The organism is Pseudomonas sp. MC6, assembly GCF_054790575.1.
The window spans coordinates 5,700,443-5,720,524 of record NZ_CP186504.1 but is presented as its reverse complement, the minus strand read 5'-3'; the positions used below and the strand labels follow the sequence as shown (position 1 = coordinate 5,720,524).

Below are 20,082 nucleotides of genomic sequence, written 5' to 3'. Positions count from 1 at the left end.
TCATGGCCCTGTATATCGGCGTAATGTCCGGAACCAGCCTCGACGGTCTGGACATTGCCCTGATCGAACAGACCTCGGCGATCAAACTGATCGCCACGCACTACATTCCCATGCCTGAAACCCTGCGCACCGAGCTGCTTGGCTTGTGCGCCAGCGGTCATGACGAAATCGCCCGCTCGGCGATTGCCCAGCAGAACTGGGTGAAGGTCGCTGCGCAGGGCATTCATACCCTCCTCGGTGAGCAGCAACTCAAACCCCAAGAGATTCGTGCGATCGGCAGCCACGGCCAGACTATCCGCCATGAACCGGCGCGCGGTTTCACCGTGCAGATCGGCAATCCTGCCCTGCTGACCGAACTCACAGGTATTACCGTAGTCAGCGACTTCCGCAGCCGCGATGTCGCAGCCGGAGGCCAAGGTGCTCCGCTGGTTCCCGCATTCCATGAAGCTTTGTTCGAAGAGCGTACCGGCAACCAGGCTGTCTTGAATGTCGGCGGTTTCAGCAATCTCAGTCTGATTGAGCCGACCAAGCCTGTAGCCGGTTTCGACTGTGGCCCTGGGAATGTGCTGATGGACGCCTGGATTCAGCAGCAGCGCGGCGAAAACTATGATCGCAATGGCGACTGGGCAAAATCGGGCTCTGTTGAGCCGACCCTGTTGAAAGCACTGCTCAGCGATCCATTCTTCATCACCAAAGGCCCGAAAAGTACCGGCCGTGAAGTGTTCAACCTGCCTTGGCTGGAGCAACATCTCTCGCACCTGCCAGCCTTTGCTGCCGAGAACGTGCAAGCCACACTGCTTGAACTGACCGCACTGACCATTATTGATTCGCTGCAAAGCGCTCAGCCCGACACTGAAGAGCTGCTGGTCTGCGGCGGCGGCGCGCACAACGCCACACTGATGGAGCGTCTGGCAGACCTGCTGCCAAACGCAACGGTCGCCAGCACCGCGACACATGGCGTTGATCCGGACTGGGTTGAAGCCATGGCCTTCGCCTGGCTGGCCCATTGCTGTCTTGAAGGTATCGCCGCCAACCGCCCAAGCGTCACCGGCGCACGCGGCCTTCGGGTACTCGGCGCCATCTACCCGGCCTGATTACATCGCACACAGCAAAACGCCGCAGAACCGTAAGGCTCTGCGGCGTTTTGTTATCTGAAGCGCGGCGCGATCAGATCGAGAACGAAGACCCGCAACCACACGTCGTGGTGGCGTTCGGGTTCTTGATCACGAAGCGCGAGCCTTCCAGACCTTCCTGGTAATCCACTTCAGCACCGGCCAGGTACTGGAAGCTCATCGGATCCACTACCAGACTCACGCCTTCGCGCTCGACGATAGTGTCGTCCTCGGCCACATCTTCATCGAAGGTGAAACCGTACTGAAACCCTGAACAACCGCCGCCCGTAACGAATACGCGCAGCTTCAAGCGATCATTCCCCTCTTCATCGACCAGGCTCTTCACCTTGTGCGCGGCACCGTGGGTGAATTGCAAAGCCGTGGGGGTGAAGGATTCGACGCTCATGCTGACTATCTCCCGGCGTTACGCCGCCATAATGCGTGATGACGCGCATTATCCGCTTGTCCGAGAAAATCGGTCAACTATTGTTACGGTATATCAATAAACCCGATCAACTGTTCAGAATGCAAAAAGGCCCGTTTGACGGGCCTTTTTGCTGTGCGGCTTAAAGTGTTACGGCAGCATACCGGCGTGGGACAATCCGAAGCGCTCGTCCAGACCGAACAGGATGTTCATGTTCTGCACCGCTTGGCCCGACGCGCCTTTGACCAGATTGTCGATCACCGACAACACCACCACCAGATCGCCATCCTGAGGACGGTGAACGGCAATGCGGCAAACGTTGGCGCCGCGCACGCTACGGGTTTCCGGGTGGCTACCGGCAGGCATCACGTCGACGAACGGTTCATTGGCATAACGCTTTTCAAACAGCGCCTGCAGATCCACCGAACGATCAACCACGGTCGCGTAGAGCGTGGAGTGAATACCACGGATCATCGGGGTCAGGTGCGGAACGAAGGTCAGACCGACATCCTTACCCGCTGCACGACGCAGACCCTGGCGAATTTCCGGCAGGTGACGGTGACCTTTTACCGCGTACGCCTTCATGCTTTCCGACGTTTCGGAGTACAAGGAGCCTACAGCCGCACCACGACCGGCACCGCTGACGCCGGACTTGCAGTCGGCGATCAGACGCGAAGTATCAGCCAGACCCGCCTCCAGCAATGGCAGGAAACCCAGCTGCGTTGCGGTCGGATAGCAACCTGGCACCGCGATCAGACGGGCGTTCTTGATCTGCTCGCGATTGACTTCCGGCAGACCGTAAACCGCTTCGTCCAGCAACTCAGGCGCGCCGTGCGGCTGACCGTACCACTTGGCCCACTCTTCAGCGTCTTGCAGACGGAAATCGGCCGACAGGTCGATGACCTTGGTGCCCGCTGCCAGCAATTCGCCCGCCAGCGCGTGCGCAACACCGTGCGGTGTGGCGAAGAACACTACGTCACAAGCGCCGAGGGTCTTGATGTCCGGCACGCTGAAGGCGAGGCCATCGTAGTGGCCGCGCAGGTTCGGGTACATGTCAGCCACGGCCAGACCGGCCTCGGATCGGGAAGTGATGACAACCACTTCTGCCTGCGGATGCTGCGCCAACAGACGCAGCAGTTCGACACCGGTGTAACCCGTGCCGCCGACGATACCGACCTTGACCATAACCTGCCCTCAAAGAACCCACTGGAAAGCCGTCGATAATAGGGGCCGCGCGCGCCTGCGACAACCGTCAAGGTGACGTGCGGATGCTCAAGCCTCTACTATCCGGCTTACCGTGAACCTGGAATAACTAAAAATGCTCTATCTATGGATCAAAGCTTTTCACATTGTCAGCATCGTTTGCTGGTTTGCCGGGCTGTTCTACTTGCCGCGTCTGTTCGTGTATCACGCGCAAAGCGAAGACACGCTCAGCAAAGAACGCTTCAGCCTCATGGAGCGCAAGCTGTATCGCGGCATCATGGGCCCGGCGATGATCGCCACGCTGATCTTTGGCGGCTGGCTGATCTATCTCAATCCGAGCATCTTCAGCATGGGTGGCTGGATTCACGCCAAACTGACCCTCGTCGTCTTGCTGATCGGCTACCACCACATGTGCGGCGCGCAGGTAAAACGTTTTGCCCGTGGCGAAAACACCCGCAGCCATGTCTTTTATCGCTGGTTCAATGAAGTGCCGGTTCTGATATTGCTGGCTATCGTAATTCTGGTCGTGGTCAAGCCGTTCTAACTTCAACAACTACCGATCTTTGGGGTTTCCATAATGTCGCTGCCCGCTTTGCTCGAACAACGTCTGCGCCTGCCTGTAGTAGCGGCACCGATGTTTCTGATTTCCAACCCTGAGCTGGTGCTCGCCTGCTGCCGCAATGGCGTGGTCGGCAGTTTTCCAGCCTTGAACCAGCGCGAAAGCAGCGGATTCAAAGCCTGGCTGGAACAGATCGAAGCGGGCTTGGCGACACTGGACAACCCGGCGCCGTATGCGGTGAACCTGATCGTGCATAACAGCAACCCGCGCCTGCAGGCCGACCTGAACATCTGCGTCGAACACAAAGTGCCGATCGTCATCACCAGTCTCGGCGCGGTGAAGGAACTGGTCGACGCGGTGCACAGCTATGGCGGCCTGGTGTTCCATGACGTCACCACTCGCCGACATGCCGAGAAAGCGGCCGAGGCGGGTGTCGACGGTTTGATCGCCGTGGCGGCCGGCGCCGGGGGACATGCCGGGACCTGGAGTCCGTTTGCATTGATCGCCGAGATCCGCCAGTTCTTCGATAAAACCCTGCTGCTTGCAGGATGTCTTAACCACGGTCATGAGATTCTTGCCGCACAGCTGCTCGGCGCGGATTTGGCCTACTTCGGTACGCGATTTATCGGTACCACAGAAAGTCACGCGCCCGACGCCTACAAGGAGATGCTGCTGACAGCCAAGGCATCCGACATCATCCATACTCCAGCGGTGTCGGGCGTGCCGGCGAGTTTTATGCGTCAGAGCCTGGAGGCGGCCGGTTTCGATATGGCTGCTCTGCAAGGCAAAGGCGAAGTGAATTTCGGTGACAAGTTGAAGCCGATCAGCGATGAGGCCAAAGCCTGGAAAACCGTGTGGTCGGCCGGTCAAGGCGTAGGGCAGATCGATGACCTGCCGAGTGTGGATCAATTGATCGCACGGCTGGACGCCGAGTATCGCCAGGCACAGGAACGCGCAGCCCAGCTACCGCAACGCTGGCCGCGCTAAGAAAAATCGGGTCAGCCCCGCTGGGCTGGCCTTACACTGCTGACCTTTCAATTTATTCGCGACAAGGATGCCTCGGCCATGAGCGAACCCCGTTACAAGATCGTGTTCGACGGTGCTCTACAGCCCGGTGTCGATATCACCACTGCCAAACTCAATGTGGCGGATCTGTTCAAAAGCGATGTGACCGCGATCGAACGCCTGTTCAGTGGCCGCAGCGTCGCGCTCAAGCGTGATTTGTCCCACAGCGATGCGCAAACCTATCTGCAAGCGCTGAGCAAAACCGGGATCGACGCACGCATTGAAGCTGAAACGGCAATCGAGCTGAACCTGGCGGATGTCCATGAACACACCGCCGCTGTGGCCGAACCGGACTCGCCGTATGCACCGCCTCGCGCAAGCGTTGGCGAAAGCCAGGCGGAGTTCGCCACGCCTAAGCCGTTCAGCGTCGAAGGCCGAATCGGACGCCTGCGCTTTCTGGCGTGGACAATGGTCCTGAGTCTGGTGACCTTACCCATTGTTGGCGTGTTCGCCCTGCTGGCTCTGGGGCTGGTCGCGGGGGACTCCACCACTGGCCTGATCATTGGCGGGATCTTCGCGTTCTTCCTGTTTATCGCTTTCCTGATTGTCAGCATCCTGTTCAGCATTCAGCGTCTGCACGACATCGGTTGGTCGGGCTGGCTCTGGCTACTGAATCTGGTGCCATTCGTGGGCAGTTTCTTTCCGCTGGTGATCATGGTCGTGCCGGGCAACACCGGCGCCAACCGTTACGGCCCTCCCCCGCCGCCCAACAGCACCGCCGTGAAAGTGCTGTGTTCCCTGTGGATCGTGTTCTTCGCGCTGGTGTTCGCCGGCGGCATGCTTGGCGGGATCTCGGCCATCCAGCAGGAGTACGAAAGCAACCTGGAGAGCAGCTACGAAAGTGGCTCGGTGACCACTGATGAAGTCGAAGTAGAGGTCGAAACGCCTGCGGATTCCGCCGACGAGGCAGCCGAAGCGGCGCAGGCCCCTGTAGACTCTGCGAAAGAATGAACAGCGCTCCCCGCCGTGACACCCGCGTCGCCGGCGCGGAGCTGTTGCGATGGAGAATTGCATGACCCGTTACGCACTGATCACCGGCGCCTCCAGCGGCATCGGCCTGGCGATGGCCGAAGCACTGGCCCGGCGTGGCCGCAGCCTGATTCTGGTGGCAAGACAGCGTGATCAGCTGGAAAGCATTGCGATCGAATTGACCCAGCGTTTTGGCGTCGAGGTACTGTTCCGCGCCTGCGATCTGGGCGAGCCATTGCGTCTGTCCGGCTTCCTGCTGGAGCTCGAAGAAGGTGATCGGCAGATCGACTTGCTGGTCAATTGCGCCGGTATCGGCACCTGCGGCCCGTTCCTTGCGCAAGACTGGATGACCGAGCAGGATCTGATCGAAGTAAACATTCTCGCCCTCACCCGCCTTTGCCACGCCATCGGCAATAGCATGGCGTTGCAGGGTGGCGGGCAGATTCTCAATGTCGCCTCGGTGGCCGCGTTCAATCCCGGCCCATGGATGAGTACTTACTACGCCAGCAAGGCCTATGTGCTGCACTTCTCCGAAGCCTTGCGAGTTGAGCTAAAACAGAGTGCTGTGAAGGTTTCGGTGCTCTGTCCAGGCCCGACGCGCACGGCATTTTTCCGTACGGCACAACTCGACAGCGACAAACTCAAAGACAGCAAATTGCTGATGAGCCCTGAGGAAGTCGCGCTGTACACCGTGCGCGCCCTCGACAAGAACCGGGCGATCATCATTCCGGGAAGACGCAATCGATGCTTCGCCTTCCTGCCGAGATTGGGTTCGCGCTGGCTCAACCGCACCATTGTCGGCATGGTCAACAAGGCTTACTGCCCGCGCTGAAATGCCCTACAGGTAAAACACTGGGCGGGATAAGCCGCCCTGCGTACACTCAGACCAGCCCAAACAACGGAGAAAACAGCAGTGGATACTCTGTTCACCAAGATCATCAACCGGGAAATCCCGGCCAAGATCATTTACGAGGACGACCAGGTTCTGGCGTTCCACGACATCGCCCCTCAGGCACCGGTACATTTCCTGGTGATCCCGAAAAAACCAGTGCGCACCCTCAATGACCTGACCGAAGACGACAAGGCACTGGCCGGGCATATCCTCTTCACTGCACAGCGCCTGGCGCTGGAGCTGGGCTGCGAAGACGGTTTCCGCGTGGTGATGAACTGCAATGAAAAGGGTGGGCAAACTGTCTACCACATTCATATGCACGTACTCGGGCAGCGCCAGATGAACTGGCCACCGGGCTGATCCACACCCCATCTCCCTGTGGGAGCGAGCCTGCTCGCGAAGACTTCGGCACATTCAATGTATCAGTGCCTGATACTCCGCCTTCGCGAGCAGGCTCGCTCCCACAAAAAAGCATGACCGCGCAGCAAATGACCCAGCGCAAACCTTCCCCGGCCGATTCGGTTAAACTGGCCGTCGAGATTCTTCACGGAGGTCAGCATGACTACCCAACGTCACTACTCGCCAATTGACCGTCTTCTGCTGCAAGCCGATGCCGCGATGCGTACCCTGCTGCCGTTCAGTGGCCAGCCGTACCGTCCATCGCCGGCGATTTTGCAACCGGATACGCAAATGAGCGACGAAGACACCCGCCACGTCGCCGGCCTGATGCGCATCAACCATACCGGTGAAGTCTGCGCCCAGGCGCTGTATCAGGGGCAGGCGTTGACTGCCAAGCTCCCGCAGGTACGCGAGGCCATGGAGCACGCTGCCGAAGAAGAGATTGATCATCTGGTCTGGTGCGAACAGCGTATTCATCAGTTGGGCAGCCACACCAGTGTGCTCAACCCGCTGTTTTACGGGATGTCGTTCGGGATTGGCGCGGTGGCTGGGTTGATCAGCGACAAGGTCAGCCTCGGGTTTGTTGCGGCGACCGAGCATCAGGTGTGCAAGCATCTGAACGAGCATCTGGAACAATTACCGGCCGAGGACGAAAAGTCCCGGGCGATTCTGGAGCAGATGCGCATTGATGAAGAACATCATGCCGAAAGTGCTTTGGAGGCTGGAGGTTTCCGTTTTCCGGCGCCGGTGAAGTTCGGGATGAGTATTCTGGCCAAGGTGATGACCAAAAGTACTTATCGGATCTGAGAACGGTATTGCTGCAAAGAGCCCCTCGCGAGCAGGCTCGCTCCCACAGAGGGGGATTGGCAGAAATGAAAAAGGCGACCGAAAGGTCGCCTTTTTTTGTGCCCGGGAATCTTAGGTCGGCATGTTGCGCGCGTAGAAGATTTCGAGCATTTCGTGTTTCACCCGATCGGTCACCTGAGCGCGTTGCTCGGGGGACAGGTTGCTGGTGGCGTCGCCAAACAGGTAGTTATCCAGTTCGAAGTTCTTCAGCAGCATTTTGGTGTGGAACAGGTTTTCCTGGTACACGTTCACGTCGGTCATCTGGTACGCGTCGCGAGTGTCTTCGGAAAGGTAGTTCTGGATCGAGTTGATCTCGTGGTCGATGAAGTGCTTGTTGCCTTCAACGTCACGGGTGAAGCCGCGCACACGATAGTCCACAGTCACGATGTCCGAATCGAACTGGTGAATGAGGAAATTGAGCGCTTTCAGCGGTGAGATGACACCACAAGTCGACACGTCGATGTCCACACGGAACGTTGCAATACCGTCGTCCGGATGGATTTCCGGGTAGGTGTGCACCGTGATGTGGCTCTTGTCGAGGTGGACCAGGATAATTTCGGGCAATGGGCCCGGCGACTCTTCAATCTGGCTTTCAGTCGGGGTTACCGGCTCTTCAGAAATCAGAATCGTGACGCTGGCGCCCTGAGGTTCGTAGTCCTGACTGGCAATGTTCAGGATGTTGGCACCAATGATCTCAACAACTTCTGTGAGAATCTGCGTCAGGCGTTTCGCGTTGTACTCTTGATTGATGTACTCAACGTAAGCCTGCTGGTCTTGCGGGGTTTCCGCGTAGCAGATGTCATAGATGTTGAAGCTCAAGGTCTTTGTCAGGTTATTGAACCCGTGGAGCTTGAGTTTGCTTTTCACCGTTAAAAACTCTCTATGTATGCGGCCCGGCCGCGTGATCAAGCATGCCCGTCAAGTGCGAACAACGCACCTGCGTAGGACGGTTAACACCTCTTCGCGATGGCGATTTTGGTTATCTGTTCAGGCGGCTGACCCATCGATTGACCGATCACTGCCCTGAAAAAAGTGGCGCATTATGCAGACGTCAGCGGGGGATCGCCAGAGTCTGCACTGCTTTTATGATAGTTGAATGTCGCTTCAACCGAGTTCGACGATTTCGTAATCGTGAGTGATCGCCACGCCAGCCGCGCCAAGCATGATCGAGGCCGAGCAATACTTCTCTGCAGACAACTCGATCGCACGTTTGACCTGGGCTTCTTTCAAGCCACGGCCCTTGACCACAAAGTGCATATGAATCTTGGTGAACACCTTCGGATCTTCGGTCGCGCGCTCGGCTTCGAGGAACGCTTCGCAGCTTTCAACAGCCTGGCGGGACTTCTTCAGGATGCTGACCACGTCGAAATTGCTGCAACCGCCCACACCGAGCAAGAGCATTTCCATCGGGCGAACACCCAGATTACGACCACCGGCGTCCGGTGGACCGTCCATGACCACGACATGACCGCTGCCGGATTCGCCGAGGAACATGGCTTCGCCAGCCCATTGGATGCGTGCCTTCATCGCCCAGACTCCACTGTAAAAAAAGGGTCGCCAGCTTAGCACAGGGCTTTGCCCGGACAGCGAGCAACGTTCCTAGGACCAGATGCCTCTGCGCTGTAGGTAATTTCTCGAATTTGCGACGAAGTGTCTGTTAAGCTGGCGCCAATTCGCTGGCGCCCATGTCAGCTGTGTAGCGACCGCCTTCAGCGCCTCATAAAAAAACCAAACATCACCGTGCAGTCTTTTCGGGATACAACCATGGTTGCTATTACCCCCACACCCAAAATCAAGAACCTCGACAAACTGCTGATGCATTGTCAGCGCCGTCGTCATGCAGCCAAAAGCAACATCATCTGTGCGGGCGATCGTTCGGACACGCTGTACTTCATCATCAAGGGTTCGGTGACGATCCTGATCGAGGATGACGACGGTCGGGAGATGATCATCGCTTACCTCAACGCCGGGGATTTCTTTGGCGAACTGGGCCTGTTCGAGCAAGCGGGACAGGAACAGGAACGCAGCGCCTGGGTTCGGGCCAAAGTTGAATGCGAAACAGCGGAAATCAGCTACGCCAAGTTCCGCGAATTGTCGCAGCAGGATCCGGACATTCTTTTCGTACTCAGCGGACAAATCGCACAACGACTGCGCAACACCACGCGCAAGGTCGGCGATCTGGCGTTCTTCGATGTAACCGGTCGAGTCGCGCGTTGCCTGCTGGAACTGTGCAAACAACCGGATGCGATGACCCACCCGGACGGCATGCAGATCAAGGTGACCCGTCAGGAAATCGGCCGGATTGTCGGTTGTTCACGGGAGATGGTCGGCCGCGTGCTCAAGGATCTTGAGGAACGTAACCTGGTCGATGTGAAAGGCAAGACCATGGTGGTCTTCGGTACGCGCTAAGCCCGAAAGTCAGGCGCTGTAGATCTGCGCCAGCATCAATCGAAACAGCTCATCGAGACGCGCCAAGGCCTGTGGCGCGTTGAATTTCTCATGCAGGCCGATGTGGCTTTCAGCCCGCACGCGTTGCTCCAGGCCGCACACTTCATTGAAGCGATTGACCGCCGCGACCATCGAGTCGCGCTCGTTATCCATCAGCATCGCACCGTGCACCAGGCCCACCGGACGTTGCCCGCCCTGACTCTGGCGCCAGCGCTGGGCCGTGCCGACCATTTTGCGACCGTCCAGATTGACGTTGAAGCGACCGTCGCAGAATGCGCCATCGATTTCACCCAACGATGATGTGCCGCCCAATTCATCCAGCAACTGACAGATCGGATCGCAGAGACGGTGGTAGCCGGTTTCGATGCGGTTCAGGTCGCCTTCGCTGCGTGGTGGCGCATAGACCAGGGCGATGTTGATCGTCGCCGCTGATTGCGGGACGGGCTCGCCACCGGTTTCGCGTAGCAGGACGGGCCAGCCAGCGGCGGCTGAGACTTCGCAGGCGTGGTCGAACGCGGCGAGGCGATTGAGGCGGCGAGGCATGACCAACGCACGATCGCTGGGTTGCCAGAATAGAAGGCCGAATTCTGCGTCGCCGGCGCAGACCGAGGCCAGCAAGTCTTGTTCGGCTTGCAGACCGGCTTCGATGGTCAGGGAGGTTGGCAGCGACATAACAGGCTCCGGCAACATGGAAATCATTAGCGGTTTCGATGGACCCTTCGCTAGCAAGCTCGCTCCCACATTGGAATGCATTTCCCCTGGGGGAGTGAGCCTGCTCGCGATGGTCTCGACTCGGTCTAGAGCGAATCAGTCGAGGGTCGAACCGCTGATGGAAGTGCCACGCTCCGGGAAGAACAGTCGCTGCAGTTCAGTGCCCGGATTCTCCGCACGCATGAACGCTTCACCCACCAGGAACGAATACACTTCGCTGATTTCCATCAACTCGACATCGGCACGATTGAGAATACCGCTCTCGGTAATCATCAGGCGATCGCGCGGAATGCGCGGCAGCAGGTCGAGGGTGGTTTCCAGGCTGACGTCGAAGGTGTGCAGGTTACGGTTGTTGACCCCGACCAGCGGCGTGTCGAGGGTTTTCAACGCACGCTCCAGCTCATCGCCATCGTGCACTTCGACCAACACATCGAGACCGACGCTTTTGGCGACAGCGGCCAGCTCGGCCATTTTCACGTCATCCAGTGCGGAGACGATCAGCAGCACACAGTCAGCACCCAGCGCGCGGGCTTCGACGATCTGGTAAGGATCGATCATGAAGTCCTTGCGAATCACCGGCAGTTTGCACGCGGCCCGGGCCTGTTGCAGATAAGCATCGGCGCCCTGGAAGTAATCGATGTCGGTCAGCACGGACAGACAGGTCGCCCCGCCCTTCTCGTAGCTTTTGGCGATGTCGGCCGGAATGAAGTTCTCGCGGATAACACCTTTGCTCGGCGAGGCCTTTTTGATTTCGGCAATGACCGCGGGCTGCTTCTTCTTGGCTTGCGCCAGCAACGCCTGGGCAAAACCACGGGGTGCATCGGCCGCCTTGGCCAGACTTTCCAGCTCACTCAGGCTCACACGGGCGCTACGCTCGGCGACTTCCTGAACCTTGCGGGCCAGAATGTTTTCCAGAACCGTCGGTACACTCATCCCTCATTCTCCACTTTGAATACCGCGGTAAAGGCACCCAGCTCCTCGAGTTTTTCCCGAGCGAGGCCGGTGTGCAGGGCGTCGTGCGCAAGCTCCACACCCTGTTTCAAACTACTCGCCACGTCAGCGGCATACAGCGCCGCACCGGCATTGAGCACAATCATTTCGGCTGCTTTCTGGCCGTTTTCGGTTTTGCGCTTGCCGAGAGCATCACGGATCAGCGCCAGCGACGCCTCCGGGCCTTCGACCGACAGACCGTGCAGGCTCTGGCTCTTCATGCCGAGATCTTCCGGCTCGACCCAATACTCGGTGATTTCGTTGTTCTTCAACTCGGCAACAAAAGTCGGCGCGGCAAGACTGAACTCGTCCAGGCCGTCCTTCGAATGCACCACCAGTACATGCTTGCTGCCCAGGCGCTGCAAGACTTCGGCCAATGGCCGGCACAATGCCTGAGTGAACACGCCCACCACCTGATGTTTCACACCGGCCGGATTCGTAAGCGGGCCGAGCATGTTGAACAGCGTACGCAAGCCAAGATCGCGGCGCGGGCCGGCGGCGTACTTCATGGCTTTGTGGTGGGTCTGGGCAAACATGAAACCGATGCCGACGTTGTCGATGCAACGCGCGACTTGCACCGGCGTCAGGTTCAGATAGATGCCGGCGGCTTCCAGCAAGTCGGCGCTGCCGCTCTTGCCCGATACCGCGCGGTTGCCGTGCTTGGCCACGGTGCAACCGGCTGCCGCTACGACAAACGAAGAGGCGGTGGATACGTTGAAGATGTTCGCGCCGTCACCGCCGGTGCCGACCACATCGACCACGCCGTCGAGGGCTTTCAGTTCAACTTGATCGGCCAGCTCACGCATCACCGACACGGCGCCGACGATTTCGTCGATGCTCTCGCTCTTCATGCGCATGGCCATCATGAACGCGCCGATCTGCGCGTCGGTGCATTGGCCGGTCATGATTTCGCGCATCACGTCGCGCATTTCATCGGTGCTGAGGTCGAGGTGATCGACGATACGGCTCAGGGCTGTCTTGATATTCATGGGAAGTCCTTAGCGCGTGCCGCCGGTTTGTTTGAGGAAGTTGGCAAACAGTTCATGGCCCTGCTCGGTCAGGATCGACTCGGGGTGAAACTGTACGCCCTCAATGTTCAGGGTCTTGTGACGCAGGCCCATGATTTCGTCGACCGAACCGTCATCGTGCTGGGTCCATGCGGTCAGTTCCAGGCAATCGGGCAACGTGTCGTGCTTGACGATCAGCGAGTGGTAACGGGTGACGGTCAGCGGATGATTGAGGCCGGCGAAAACGCCCTTGTCCTCGTGGAATACCGGACTAGTCTTACCGTGCATCACTTGGCGGGCGCGCACCACGTCACCGCCAAACGCTTGGCCGATGGACTGATGGCCAAGGCAGACACCGAGGATCGGCAGCTTGCCGGCGAAGTGTTTGATGGCTTCGATGGAGATGCCGGCTTCAGTCGGCGTGCAAGGACCGGGGGAAACCACAATGCGCTCAGGCTTGAGGGCTTCGATTTCAGCGATGGTCAGCTCATCGTTGCGCACCACTTTGACTTCGGCACCCAGCTCGCCGAGGTATTGCACAACGTTGTAAGTAAAGGAGTCGTAGTTGTCGATCATCAGCAACATGGCGTGTCGAACCTCTTGAATTCTGATTTGAAAACAGCCTTCAGATCACTTGCCCGCAGGGCGCTGCACGATGTCGGACGCAGATAGATGCGTCGGCACAGCGGCATTTCAAACAGGCAAGGAAGGCAAAGCGATACAGATCCGGCGGGGCCGGCAGAAAAGATTCAGGCGCGCCAACGCCAGCGGGCGTGTGCCTTGATGACTTGATCCAGAAGTTTGCTGGTGATCAACACGGGGAAGGTCTCGTTCATACGTTCCGGCACAGTAACTTAGCTGGGCGGAGCGTGCAATATGGCCGGGGCTGCGGCAGATAAAACCGGGGGAGGATTCGCGACCGATGGCAAAACGCCGGGAGTTTTTGGTACTGTCGTTTCGTTCACCTACAACAATAACTAAACGGACTTGCTCATGATCAAACAGACGTTGTTTGTACCGCTGGCCGGCTGCCTGCTCGCACTGGCCTGCGCTCAGGCCAATGCTGCACCCAATCCTTATTCCAGTTTCATTGTGTTTGGCGACAGCCTCAACGACGCAGGCACCTTCACCGACACTGGCGGACCGGCCGGCTCCACCGAGCGTTACACCAACCGGACCGGGCCGGTGTATCAAGATGGCAGCGGTGAACTGTATTCATTGAATTCCACGCAGTTGCTCGGCGGACGCCTTGGCTTTTCGCCAGACCAGACAGCCTCCTCCAGCTCCGCCGTGCGCGCCGAAAACGGCCAGCCGGACGGTAACAACTGGGCGGTCGGCGGTTATCGCACCGACCAGATCCTCGACTCGATCACGACGCAATCCGCTACCGGCGAACGCACCCGCGCCGGTTACCTACCCTCCAACGGCTTCCGCGCCGACCCGAATGCGCTGTATTACATTTCCGGCGGCGGCAACGACTTCCTGCAAGGTCGCATTCTCAGCCTGCCGCAAGCCAACGCCGCTGCGGATCGACTGGCCGACAGCGTGCAAACCCTGCAAACCGCCGGCGCCAAGTACGTAATGGTCTGGCTGTTGCCTGACGTTGGCCTGACCCCGGCCATCAACGGTACGCCGCTGCAAGCCTTCAGCAGCCAACTCGCCACGCAGTTCAACAGCCAGTTGGTTACACGCCTGCAAGGCATCAACGCCGAGGTCATTCCGCTGAACATTCCGGTACTGTTGTCGGAAGTGTTTGCCGATCCAGGACGTTTTGGCCTCGCAACCGATCAGAACCTCACGGCGACCTGTTTCAGTGGCAATAGCTGCACCGAGAACGCCCGTTACGGCATCAACAGCGCGACACCCGACCCGAGCAAGCTGATCTACAACGACGGCGTGCACCCGACCGAAGCCGGGCAAAAACTGATCTCCGACTACGCCTATTCCCTGCTCGCCGCGCCGTGGGAACTGACGCTGTTGCCGGAAATGGCCCACGCCACCGTGCGTGCGCATCAGGATGAACTGCGCAACCAATGGCAAGCAGACTGGGAAAACTGGCAAGCGGTCGGCCAATGGCGCGCGATTGTTTCCGCCGGTGGCCAGCATCTGGATGTTGACAGCCAGAGCAGCGGCGCCAGCGCCGATGGCAGCGGTTACAACCTCAACATCGGTGGCAGCTATCGCTTGAATGAAGCCTGGCGCGTCGGTGTGGCGGGCGGTTTCTATCGGCAGAATCTGGAGGCCGGTCATAACGATTCGGACTACAAACTCAACAGCTACATGGCTACGGCATTTGCCCAGTACCAGCAAAACCGCTGGTGGGCTGACGCTGCTTTGACTGGCGGCAAACTCGACTATGACAACCTCAAGCGCAAGTTCGATCTGGGCGTCAGCGAAGGGGCTGAAAAAGGCGACACCGATGGCAGCCTCTGGGCTTTCAGTGCCCGTGTCGGTTATGACATTGCCCAACCGGGCAGCGAGTGGCACCTTTCGCCCTTCGTCAGCGCTGACTACGCCAGCGTCGATGTCGATGGTTATTCAGAGAAGAGCAACCGCGCTACTGCGCTGACCTTCGATGATCAGGCTCGCGATTCGAAACGCCTGGGACTGGGTTTGCAGGGCAAATACAACATCACCCCGCAAACGCAGGTGTTCGGCGAGTACGCTCACGAGCGTGAGTACGAAGATGACGTGCAGAAGGTTCGCATCGCGCTCAATACCTTGCCGGCGAATGACTTCAAACTTGAAGGCTATACGCCGCAGAGTCATTTGAATCGCTTGAGTCTGGGCGTGAGTCACAAGCTCACGGCGGATCTGGCGCTACGTGGTGGTTACTCGTTGCGCAAGGATGATGATTTTACCCAACAGGGTGTGAATGTTGGGGTCGTTCTGGACTTCTAAACCGCAGGCACAAAAAAGCGGCGCCCTCACAGGCGCCGCTTTTTTATGGCTGAACATATGACCCCCTGTGGGAGCGAGCCTGCTCGCGAAAGCGCTGGGTCAGCCAACATTAATGGTGGCTGACACGGCCTCTTCGCGAGCAGGCTCGCTCCCACAGGTTTTTGCGCAAGCTGCTCAGGCTTCCGGGGTTTGTTCGGCCAGGGCCACGGCACGGAACATCGCGCGGCGTTTGTTCAGGGTTTCTTCCCATTCCAGCGCCGGCACCGAGTCGGCAACGATGCCGCCGCCGGCCTGCACGTGCAACTCGCCGTTCTTGATCACTGCCGTGCGAATGGCAATCGCGGTGTCCATGTTGCCGTTCCAGGCGAAATAACCGACCGCGCCGCCGTAAACACCACGCTTGACCGGCTCCAGTTCGTCGATGATTTCCATCGCACGAATCTTCGGCGCGCCCGACAAGGTGCCCGCCGGCAGAATCGCCCGCAGTGCATCCATCGCCGTCAGCCCTTGTTTCAACTGGCCGGTGACGTTGGAGACGATGTGCATCACGTTGGAATAACGCTCGATGACCATTTTCTCGGTGAGCTTCACCGAGCCGATTTCCGACACGCGACCGGTGTCGTTACGACCGAGGTCGATCAGCATCAAGTGCTCGGCGATCTCTTTGTCATCCGACAGCAGATCTTCTTCCAGCGCTACGTCCGCTTCTTCGGTCGCGCCACGTGGGCGAGTACCAGCGATCGGGCGCACGGTGATCAGGTTGTCTTCAACGCGCACCAGCACTTCCGGCGAACTGCCAACAACATGGAAGTCGCCGAAGTTGAAGAAGTACATGTACGGCGTCGGGTTGAAGCAACGCAGCGCCCGATACAGATCGATCGGTGCAGCCTTGAAGTCAATCGACATGCGCTGCGACGGCACAACCTGCATGCAGTCACCGGCGAGGATGTATTCCTTGATAGTGTCGACGGCTTTTTCGTAATCGTCTTGGGTGAAACTGGAACGGAACACTGGATCAGCGGATTGCTGCTTGCTGAAATCCAGGCCACGACGCGGGGTGATCGGCTGGCGCAGTTGCTCCAGCAGTTCCTGCAAACGTGCCTGACCTTGTTCGAAGGCATCGGCCTCGGAAGGATCGGCGAGCACGATCGCGTGCATCTTGCCAGCGAGGTTATCGAACACCACAACAGCGTCGGAGACCATCAGCAGAATATCCGGCACGCCCAGCGGATCCGGGTTCGGGCATTTGCCCAAGCGCTTCTCGACATAGCGCACGCAGTCGTAACCGAAGTAACCGACCAGGCCACCGTTGAAGCGCGGCAGGCCAGCGATGGTTGGTACGTTGTAGCGCGCCTTGAAGGTTTCGACGAAGGCCAACGGATCTTCAACGTCGTGGCTTTCGGTCTCGACGCCATCAACGGTGATGCTGACGTGATGGTCGTGAACGCGCATGACCGTGCGGCACGGCAGGCCGATGATCGAGTAACGGCCCCACTTCTCGCCGCCCTGCACCGATTCGAGCAGGTAGGAGTTGGGCTGGTCGGCCAGTTTCAGGTAGATCGACAGCGGCGTGTCGAAGTCGGCCAGGGTTTCGCAGGCCAACGGAATGCGGTTGTAGCCGTCAGCGGCCAAGCGCAGGAATTCTTCGCGGATCATAAGGTGCCTCGTGGTGTGAGGGGCAAATCAGTCAGGTATGCAAACGCGCCGGCAGGCCGGCCAGGAACAAGTCAGGCGCGCCAACGCCAGCGGGCCAGGGCCTTGATGACTTTCATCCAGAGTTTGCGAGTGACCACCACGATGGCGTTTCCAGAATGGGATTGAGATGCGTCGGGCAACGTTATCCCAGCGGCCGTACCGAGGCAACCGGGAATTAGCTTGCGCAGATCGTCGATGACCAGCGCCGGGGATTCCTCGGCAATCGGCCGGCCGTGGTTGTAGCCATAACTCAGCGCCACGCACTTCACCCCAGCTGCTTTCGCCGCCAGTACGTCGCTGCGCGAGTCGCCGACGAACAACGATTGCGAGGCCGGGATGTTGGCCATTTTCATCACGAAGAACAGCGCCGCCGGATCCGGTTTTTTCTGCGGCAAGGTATCGCCGCCGATGATCCACTTGAAGTAGCGGCCGATCTTCATCTGATCCAGCAACGGCGCGACGAAACGCTCCGGCTTGTTGGTGATCAGCGCCATGGCCACGCCCTGCTTTTGCAGCCATTTGAGAGTGTCGCGCACGCCGGGATAGACCACGGTCAGCTCATGGCTGGCACCATAAGCCTCCATGAACACTTCCAGCGCATGCTCGGCCTCGATGTCATCCACCACTGCATGATCAATGCCACCGGCCAACGCCCGACGCACCAAGACAGGCGCGCCGTTGCCCACCCACTCGCGCACCGAGTCGATGCCCGCAGGCTGGCGGCCGAGGGAGAGCAGCATGGTGTCCACCGCCGCTGCCAGGTCTGGAACCGAGTCGATCAGCGTGCCATCCAGATCGAACATCACCAGCCGTGGCAGTTTGCCCGGAAACAGCTGCTCAAAACCGCTCATGGCCGCGCCAGTGCCAGTTCGGAACGCATCTTGTCGATGACTTCCTGATAGTTCGGCGCATTGAAGATCGCCGAGCCGGCAACAAAAGTGTCAGCACCAGCGGCAGCGATTTCGCGGATATTGTTGACGTTGACGCCGCCGTCGATTTCCAGACGGATGTCACGGCCCGAAGCATCGATGATCGCCCGCGCTTCGCGCAGTTTGTCGAGGGTGCCGGGAATGAATTTCTGCCCGCCGAAGCCTGGATTGACGCTCATCAGCAAGACCATGTCGACCTTGTCGATCACGTACTTGAGTACGTCCAGCGGAGTCGCCGGGTTGAACACCAGACCGGATTTGCAGCCGCCTTCACGGATCAGTTGCAGCGAGCGATCAACGTGCAGCGTGGCTTCCGGGTGGAAGGTGATGTAGGTCGCGCCGGCTTCGATGAAGTCGCCGACGATGCGGTCCACCGGACTGACCATCAAGTGTGCGTCGATTGGCGCGGTGACGCCGTATTTGCGCAATGCCGCGCAGACCATCGGACCGATGGTCAGGTTCGGCACATAGTGGTTGTCCATGACGTCGAAGTGGACAAAGTCGGCGCCAGCGGCGAGAACGTTGTCGACTTCCTCGCCGAGGCGGGCGAAGTCGGCGGAGAGAATCGACGGAGCAATTACGAAGGGCTGCATGACGCACCTTTTCTGAGCTAAATCACGATGGCGCGCATTGTATACCTCAAGTTTCCAAGCGCGCACCGTGACCGCGATGATTGGGTTGTGCCATGACGGATGAGCGGCGCTGACTCAATACGCCGCGCGGTAGATCTTCTCGATGTCGACAGCGCTGAGCTTGCGCGGGTTGTTGCGCATCAGCCGCTCAATGCCCGCGGCTTCCACGGCCATCGCCGGGATCGCCTCTTCCGGGACACCGAAACTGCGCAGGCCGGCCGGGATTTCCACGTCCGCGCATAAATCGGTCATCGCCTGCACGGCTTTGTCCGCCGCTTCGGCTGCGCTCAGATGAGCAGTCTTCACCCCCATGGCTTCGGCAATATCCTGCATGCGTTCGACGCAGGCCATCTTGTTCCAGGTCATGACATACGGCAGCAGCAAGGCATTGCTGACGCCATGGGCAATATTGAAACGCCCGCCCAGCGGATACGCCAACGCATGCACCGCGCCAACCCCGGCATTGCCGAACGCCATACCGGCCATCAGGCTGGCGGTGGCCATGTCTTCGCGGGCTTGCAGGTTGCCGCCGTTGGCATAAGCCTTGGGCAGGGACCTGGCAATCAGCTTGATGGCACCGATGGCCAGCGAGTCGGTGATCGGCGAGGCATTCACCGACAGGTAGGATTCGATGGCGTGCACCAGTGCGTCGACGCCACTGGCGGCGGTGACGCTGCGTGGGCAGGTCAGGGTCATCTGCGGGCTGACCAGCGCGACGTCCGGCAACAGATAGTCGCTGACGATGCCTTTCTTCAGTTGCGCGACTTTGTCCGAAAGGATTGCGACGTTAGTGACTTCTGAACCGGTGCCGGCGGTGGTCGGGATGGCGATCAGTGGCGGGCCTTTGCGTGGCACCTGGTCGACACCGAACAGATCTTCCAGTGCGCCGTGGTAACCGGCATACGCCGCGACACTTTTGGCGATGTCGATGGCACTGCCGCCACCAAGACCGATCAGGCCGTCATGACCGCCTTCGCGGTACACGCGCATGCAATCTTCGACGATGGCGATTTCCGGGTCCGGCAGTACCCGGTCGAAAATCTCGTACTCGCGCCCGCCCAATTGGCACAGCGCCAGCTCGACAGTGCCGGACTTGACCAGCGCGGCGTCGGTGACGATCAGGGGGTTGTCGATATCGAGGCGAGTGAGTTCGGCGGCCAGTTGTTCGATGGCGGCGGCGCCGGTGATCAGTTTGTGAGCGATTTTGAACTGGGACAGACTCATAGTGCGCAGCCTCTTATAGATGTGGGAGCTGGGCACAAGATTAGCTGGGGATTTGGGGTTGTCTGCTATTCAGGTG

Annotated in this window: 21 protein-coding genes; 9 read left to right on the top strand and 12 right to left on the bottom strand. The window is 59.0% G+C overall.

What is annotated here, in order from left to right; all coding sequences use genetic code 11:
• Positions 1-2 precede the first annotated feature (2 nt).
• The gene (locus tag ACOYXE_RS25605) at positions 3-1,094 is read left to right on the top strand and encodes an anhydro-N-acetylmuramic acid kinase (RefSeq protein ID WP_460926822.1); all 1,092 of its coding nucleotides are present in this window, start codon (positions 3-5) and stop codon (positions 1,092-1,094) included.
• 73 nt (positions 1,095-1,167) lie between these two features.
• On the opposite strand, the gene erpA is transcribed toward ACOYXE_RS25605, so the two are convergent.
• Entirely contained in the window at positions 1,168-1,518 is a 351-nt protein-coding gene (erpA, locus tag ACOYXE_RS25600) for an iron-sulfur cluster insertion protein ErpA (RefSeq protein ID WP_008077999.1), read from the bottom strand.
• Positions 1,519-1,686: 168 nt separating this feature from the next.
• Complete coding sequence (gene argC, locus ACOYXE_RS25595; protein WP_405122780.1) at positions 1,687-2,721, bottom strand: N-acetyl-gamma-glutamyl-phosphate reductase; 1,035 nt, start codon at positions 2,719-2,721, stop codon at positions 1,687-1,689.
• Positions 2,722-2,854: 133 nt separating this feature from the next.
• Here argC and hemJ point away from each other — a divergent pair, with 133 nt between their 5' ends.
• The 6 genes from hemJ (at position 2,855) to coq7 (ending at position 7,430) form a co-directional block, all read left to right on the top strand.
• A complete protein-coding gene (gene hemJ / locus ACOYXE_RS25590) occupies positions 2,855-3,283 on the top strand; it encodes a protoporphyrinogen oxidase HemJ (protein WP_160059627.1) in 429 nt (142 codons plus the stop codon).
• A gap of 33 nt (positions 3,284-3,316) precedes the next feature.
• Entirely contained in the window at positions 3,317-4,285 is a 969-nt protein-coding gene (locus ACOYXE_RS25585; RefSeq protein WP_137217343.1) for an NAD(P)H-dependent flavin oxidoreductase, read from the top strand.
• Positions 4,286-4,363: 78 nt separating this feature from the next.
• Complete coding sequence (locus ACOYXE_RS25580) at positions 4,364-5,314, top strand: DUF805 domain-containing protein (protein WP_460926821.1); 951 nt, start codon at positions 4,364-4,366, stop codon at positions 5,312-5,314.
• Positions 5,315-5,375: 61 nt separating this feature from the next.
• Positions 5,376-6,164, top strand: coding sequence for an SDR family NAD(P)-dependent oxidoreductase (locus ACOYXE_RS25575; RefSeq protein WP_160059630.1), 789 nt, complete (start codon positions 5,376-5,378; stop codon positions 6,162-6,164).
• 81 nt (positions 6,165-6,245) lie between these two features.
• A complete protein-coding gene (locus tag ACOYXE_RS25570) occupies positions 6,246-6,584 on the top strand; it encodes a histidine triad nucleotide-binding protein (RefSeq protein ID WP_053124353.1) in 339 nt (112 codons plus the stop codon).
• Positions 6,585-6,782: 198 nt separating this feature from the next.
• Positions 6,783-7,430: a 2-polyprenyl-3-methyl-6-methoxy-1,4-benzoquinone monooxygenase gene (coq7, locus tag ACOYXE_RS25565; protein WP_008077993.1), complete on the top strand. Its 648-nt coding sequence runs from the start codon at positions 6,783-6,785 to the stop codon at positions 7,428-7,430.
• Between the two features lie 111 nt (positions 7,431-7,541).
• On the opposite strand, the gene speD is transcribed toward coq7, so the two are convergent.
• Complete coding sequence (speD, locus tag ACOYXE_RS25560) at positions 7,542-8,336, bottom strand: adenosylmethionine decarboxylase (protein ID WP_460926820.1); 795 nt, start codon at positions 8,334-8,336, stop codon at positions 7,542-7,544.
• A gap of 237 nt (positions 8,337-8,573) precedes the next feature.
• Positions 8,574-8,996, bottom strand: coding sequence for an OsmC family protein (locus tag ACOYXE_RS25555; protein ID WP_003228794.1), 423 nt, complete (start codon positions 8,994-8,996; stop codon positions 8,574-8,576).
• A gap of 237 nt (positions 8,997-9,233) precedes the next feature.
• On the opposite strand from ACOYXE_RS25555, the gene crp reads away from it, so the two are divergent.
• Positions 9,234-9,878, top strand: a complete 645-nt coding sequence (gene crp / locus ACOYXE_RS25550) for a cAMP-activated global transcriptional regulator CRP (RefSeq protein WP_095126211.1) — start codon at positions 9,234-9,236, stop codon at positions 9,876-9,878.
• Positions 9,879-9,887: 9 nt separating this feature from the next.
• Here the strand turns inward: crp and ACOYXE_RS25545 are convergent, their stop codons facing one another.
• The 4 genes from ACOYXE_RS25545 to ACOYXE_RS25530 form a co-directional block, all read right to left on the bottom strand.
• Positions 9,888-10,589, bottom strand: coding sequence for a lipoate--protein ligase family protein (locus ACOYXE_RS25545; RefSeq protein ID WP_460926819.1), 702 nt, complete (start codon positions 10,587-10,589; stop codon positions 9,888-9,890).
• Positions 10,590-10,724: 135 nt separating this feature from the next.
• Positions 10,725-11,561, bottom strand: coding sequence for an indole-3-glycerol phosphate synthase TrpC (gene trpC / locus ACOYXE_RS25540; RefSeq protein WP_460926818.1), 837 nt, complete (start codon positions 11,559-11,561; stop codon positions 10,725-10,727).
• Positions 11,558-12,607, bottom strand: coding sequence for an anthranilate phosphoribosyltransferase (gene trpD / locus ACOYXE_RS25535; protein WP_460926817.1), 1,050 nt, complete (start codon positions 12,605-12,607; stop codon positions 11,558-11,560). Before trpD ends, trpC begins: the two co-directional genes overlap by 4 nt.
• Positions 12,608-12,616: 9 nt before the next feature.
• The gene (locus tag ACOYXE_RS25530) at positions 12,617-13,210 is read right to left on the bottom strand and encodes an aminodeoxychorismate/anthranilate synthase component II (RefSeq protein ID WP_095050324.1); all 594 of its coding nucleotides are present in this window, start codon (positions 13,208-13,210) and stop codon (positions 12,617-12,619) included.
• 408 nt (positions 13,211-13,618) lie between these two features.
• On the opposite strand from ACOYXE_RS25530, the gene estP reads away from it, so the two are divergent.
• On the top strand, positions 13,619-15,526 hold the full coding sequence (gene estP, locus ACOYXE_RS25525; protein WP_460926816.1) for an esterase EstP: 1,908 nt from the start codon (positions 13,619-13,621) through the stop codon (positions 15,524-15,526).
• 174 nt (positions 15,527-15,700) lie between these two features.
• Here estP and trpE read toward each other — a convergent pair whose 3' ends face one another.
• From trpE to ACOYXE_RS25505, 4 genes are all read right to left on the bottom strand, one after another.
• A complete protein-coding gene (trpE, locus tag ACOYXE_RS25520) occupies positions 15,701-17,182 on the bottom strand; it encodes an anthranilate synthase component I (protein ID WP_405122773.1) in 1,482 nt (493 codons plus the stop codon).
• Between the two features lie 71 nt (positions 17,183-17,253).
• A complete protein-coding gene (locus tag ACOYXE_RS25515) occupies positions 17,254-18,072 on the bottom strand; it encodes a phosphoglycolate phosphatase (protein WP_160059638.1) in 819 nt (272 codons plus the stop codon).
• Complete coding sequence (rpe, locus tag ACOYXE_RS25510) at positions 18,069-18,743, bottom strand: ribulose-phosphate 3-epimerase (protein ID WP_007918813.1); 675 nt, start codon at positions 18,741-18,743, stop codon at positions 18,069-18,071. Before rpe ends, ACOYXE_RS25515 begins: the two co-directional genes overlap by 4 nt.
• A gap of 114 nt (positions 18,744-18,857) precedes the next feature.
• Positions 18,858-20,006, bottom strand: coding sequence for an iron-containing alcohol dehydrogenase (locus ACOYXE_RS25505; RefSeq protein WP_460926815.1), 1,149 nt, complete (start codon positions 20,004-20,006; stop codon positions 18,858-18,860).
• Positions 20,007-20,082: the final 76 nt, after the last annotated feature.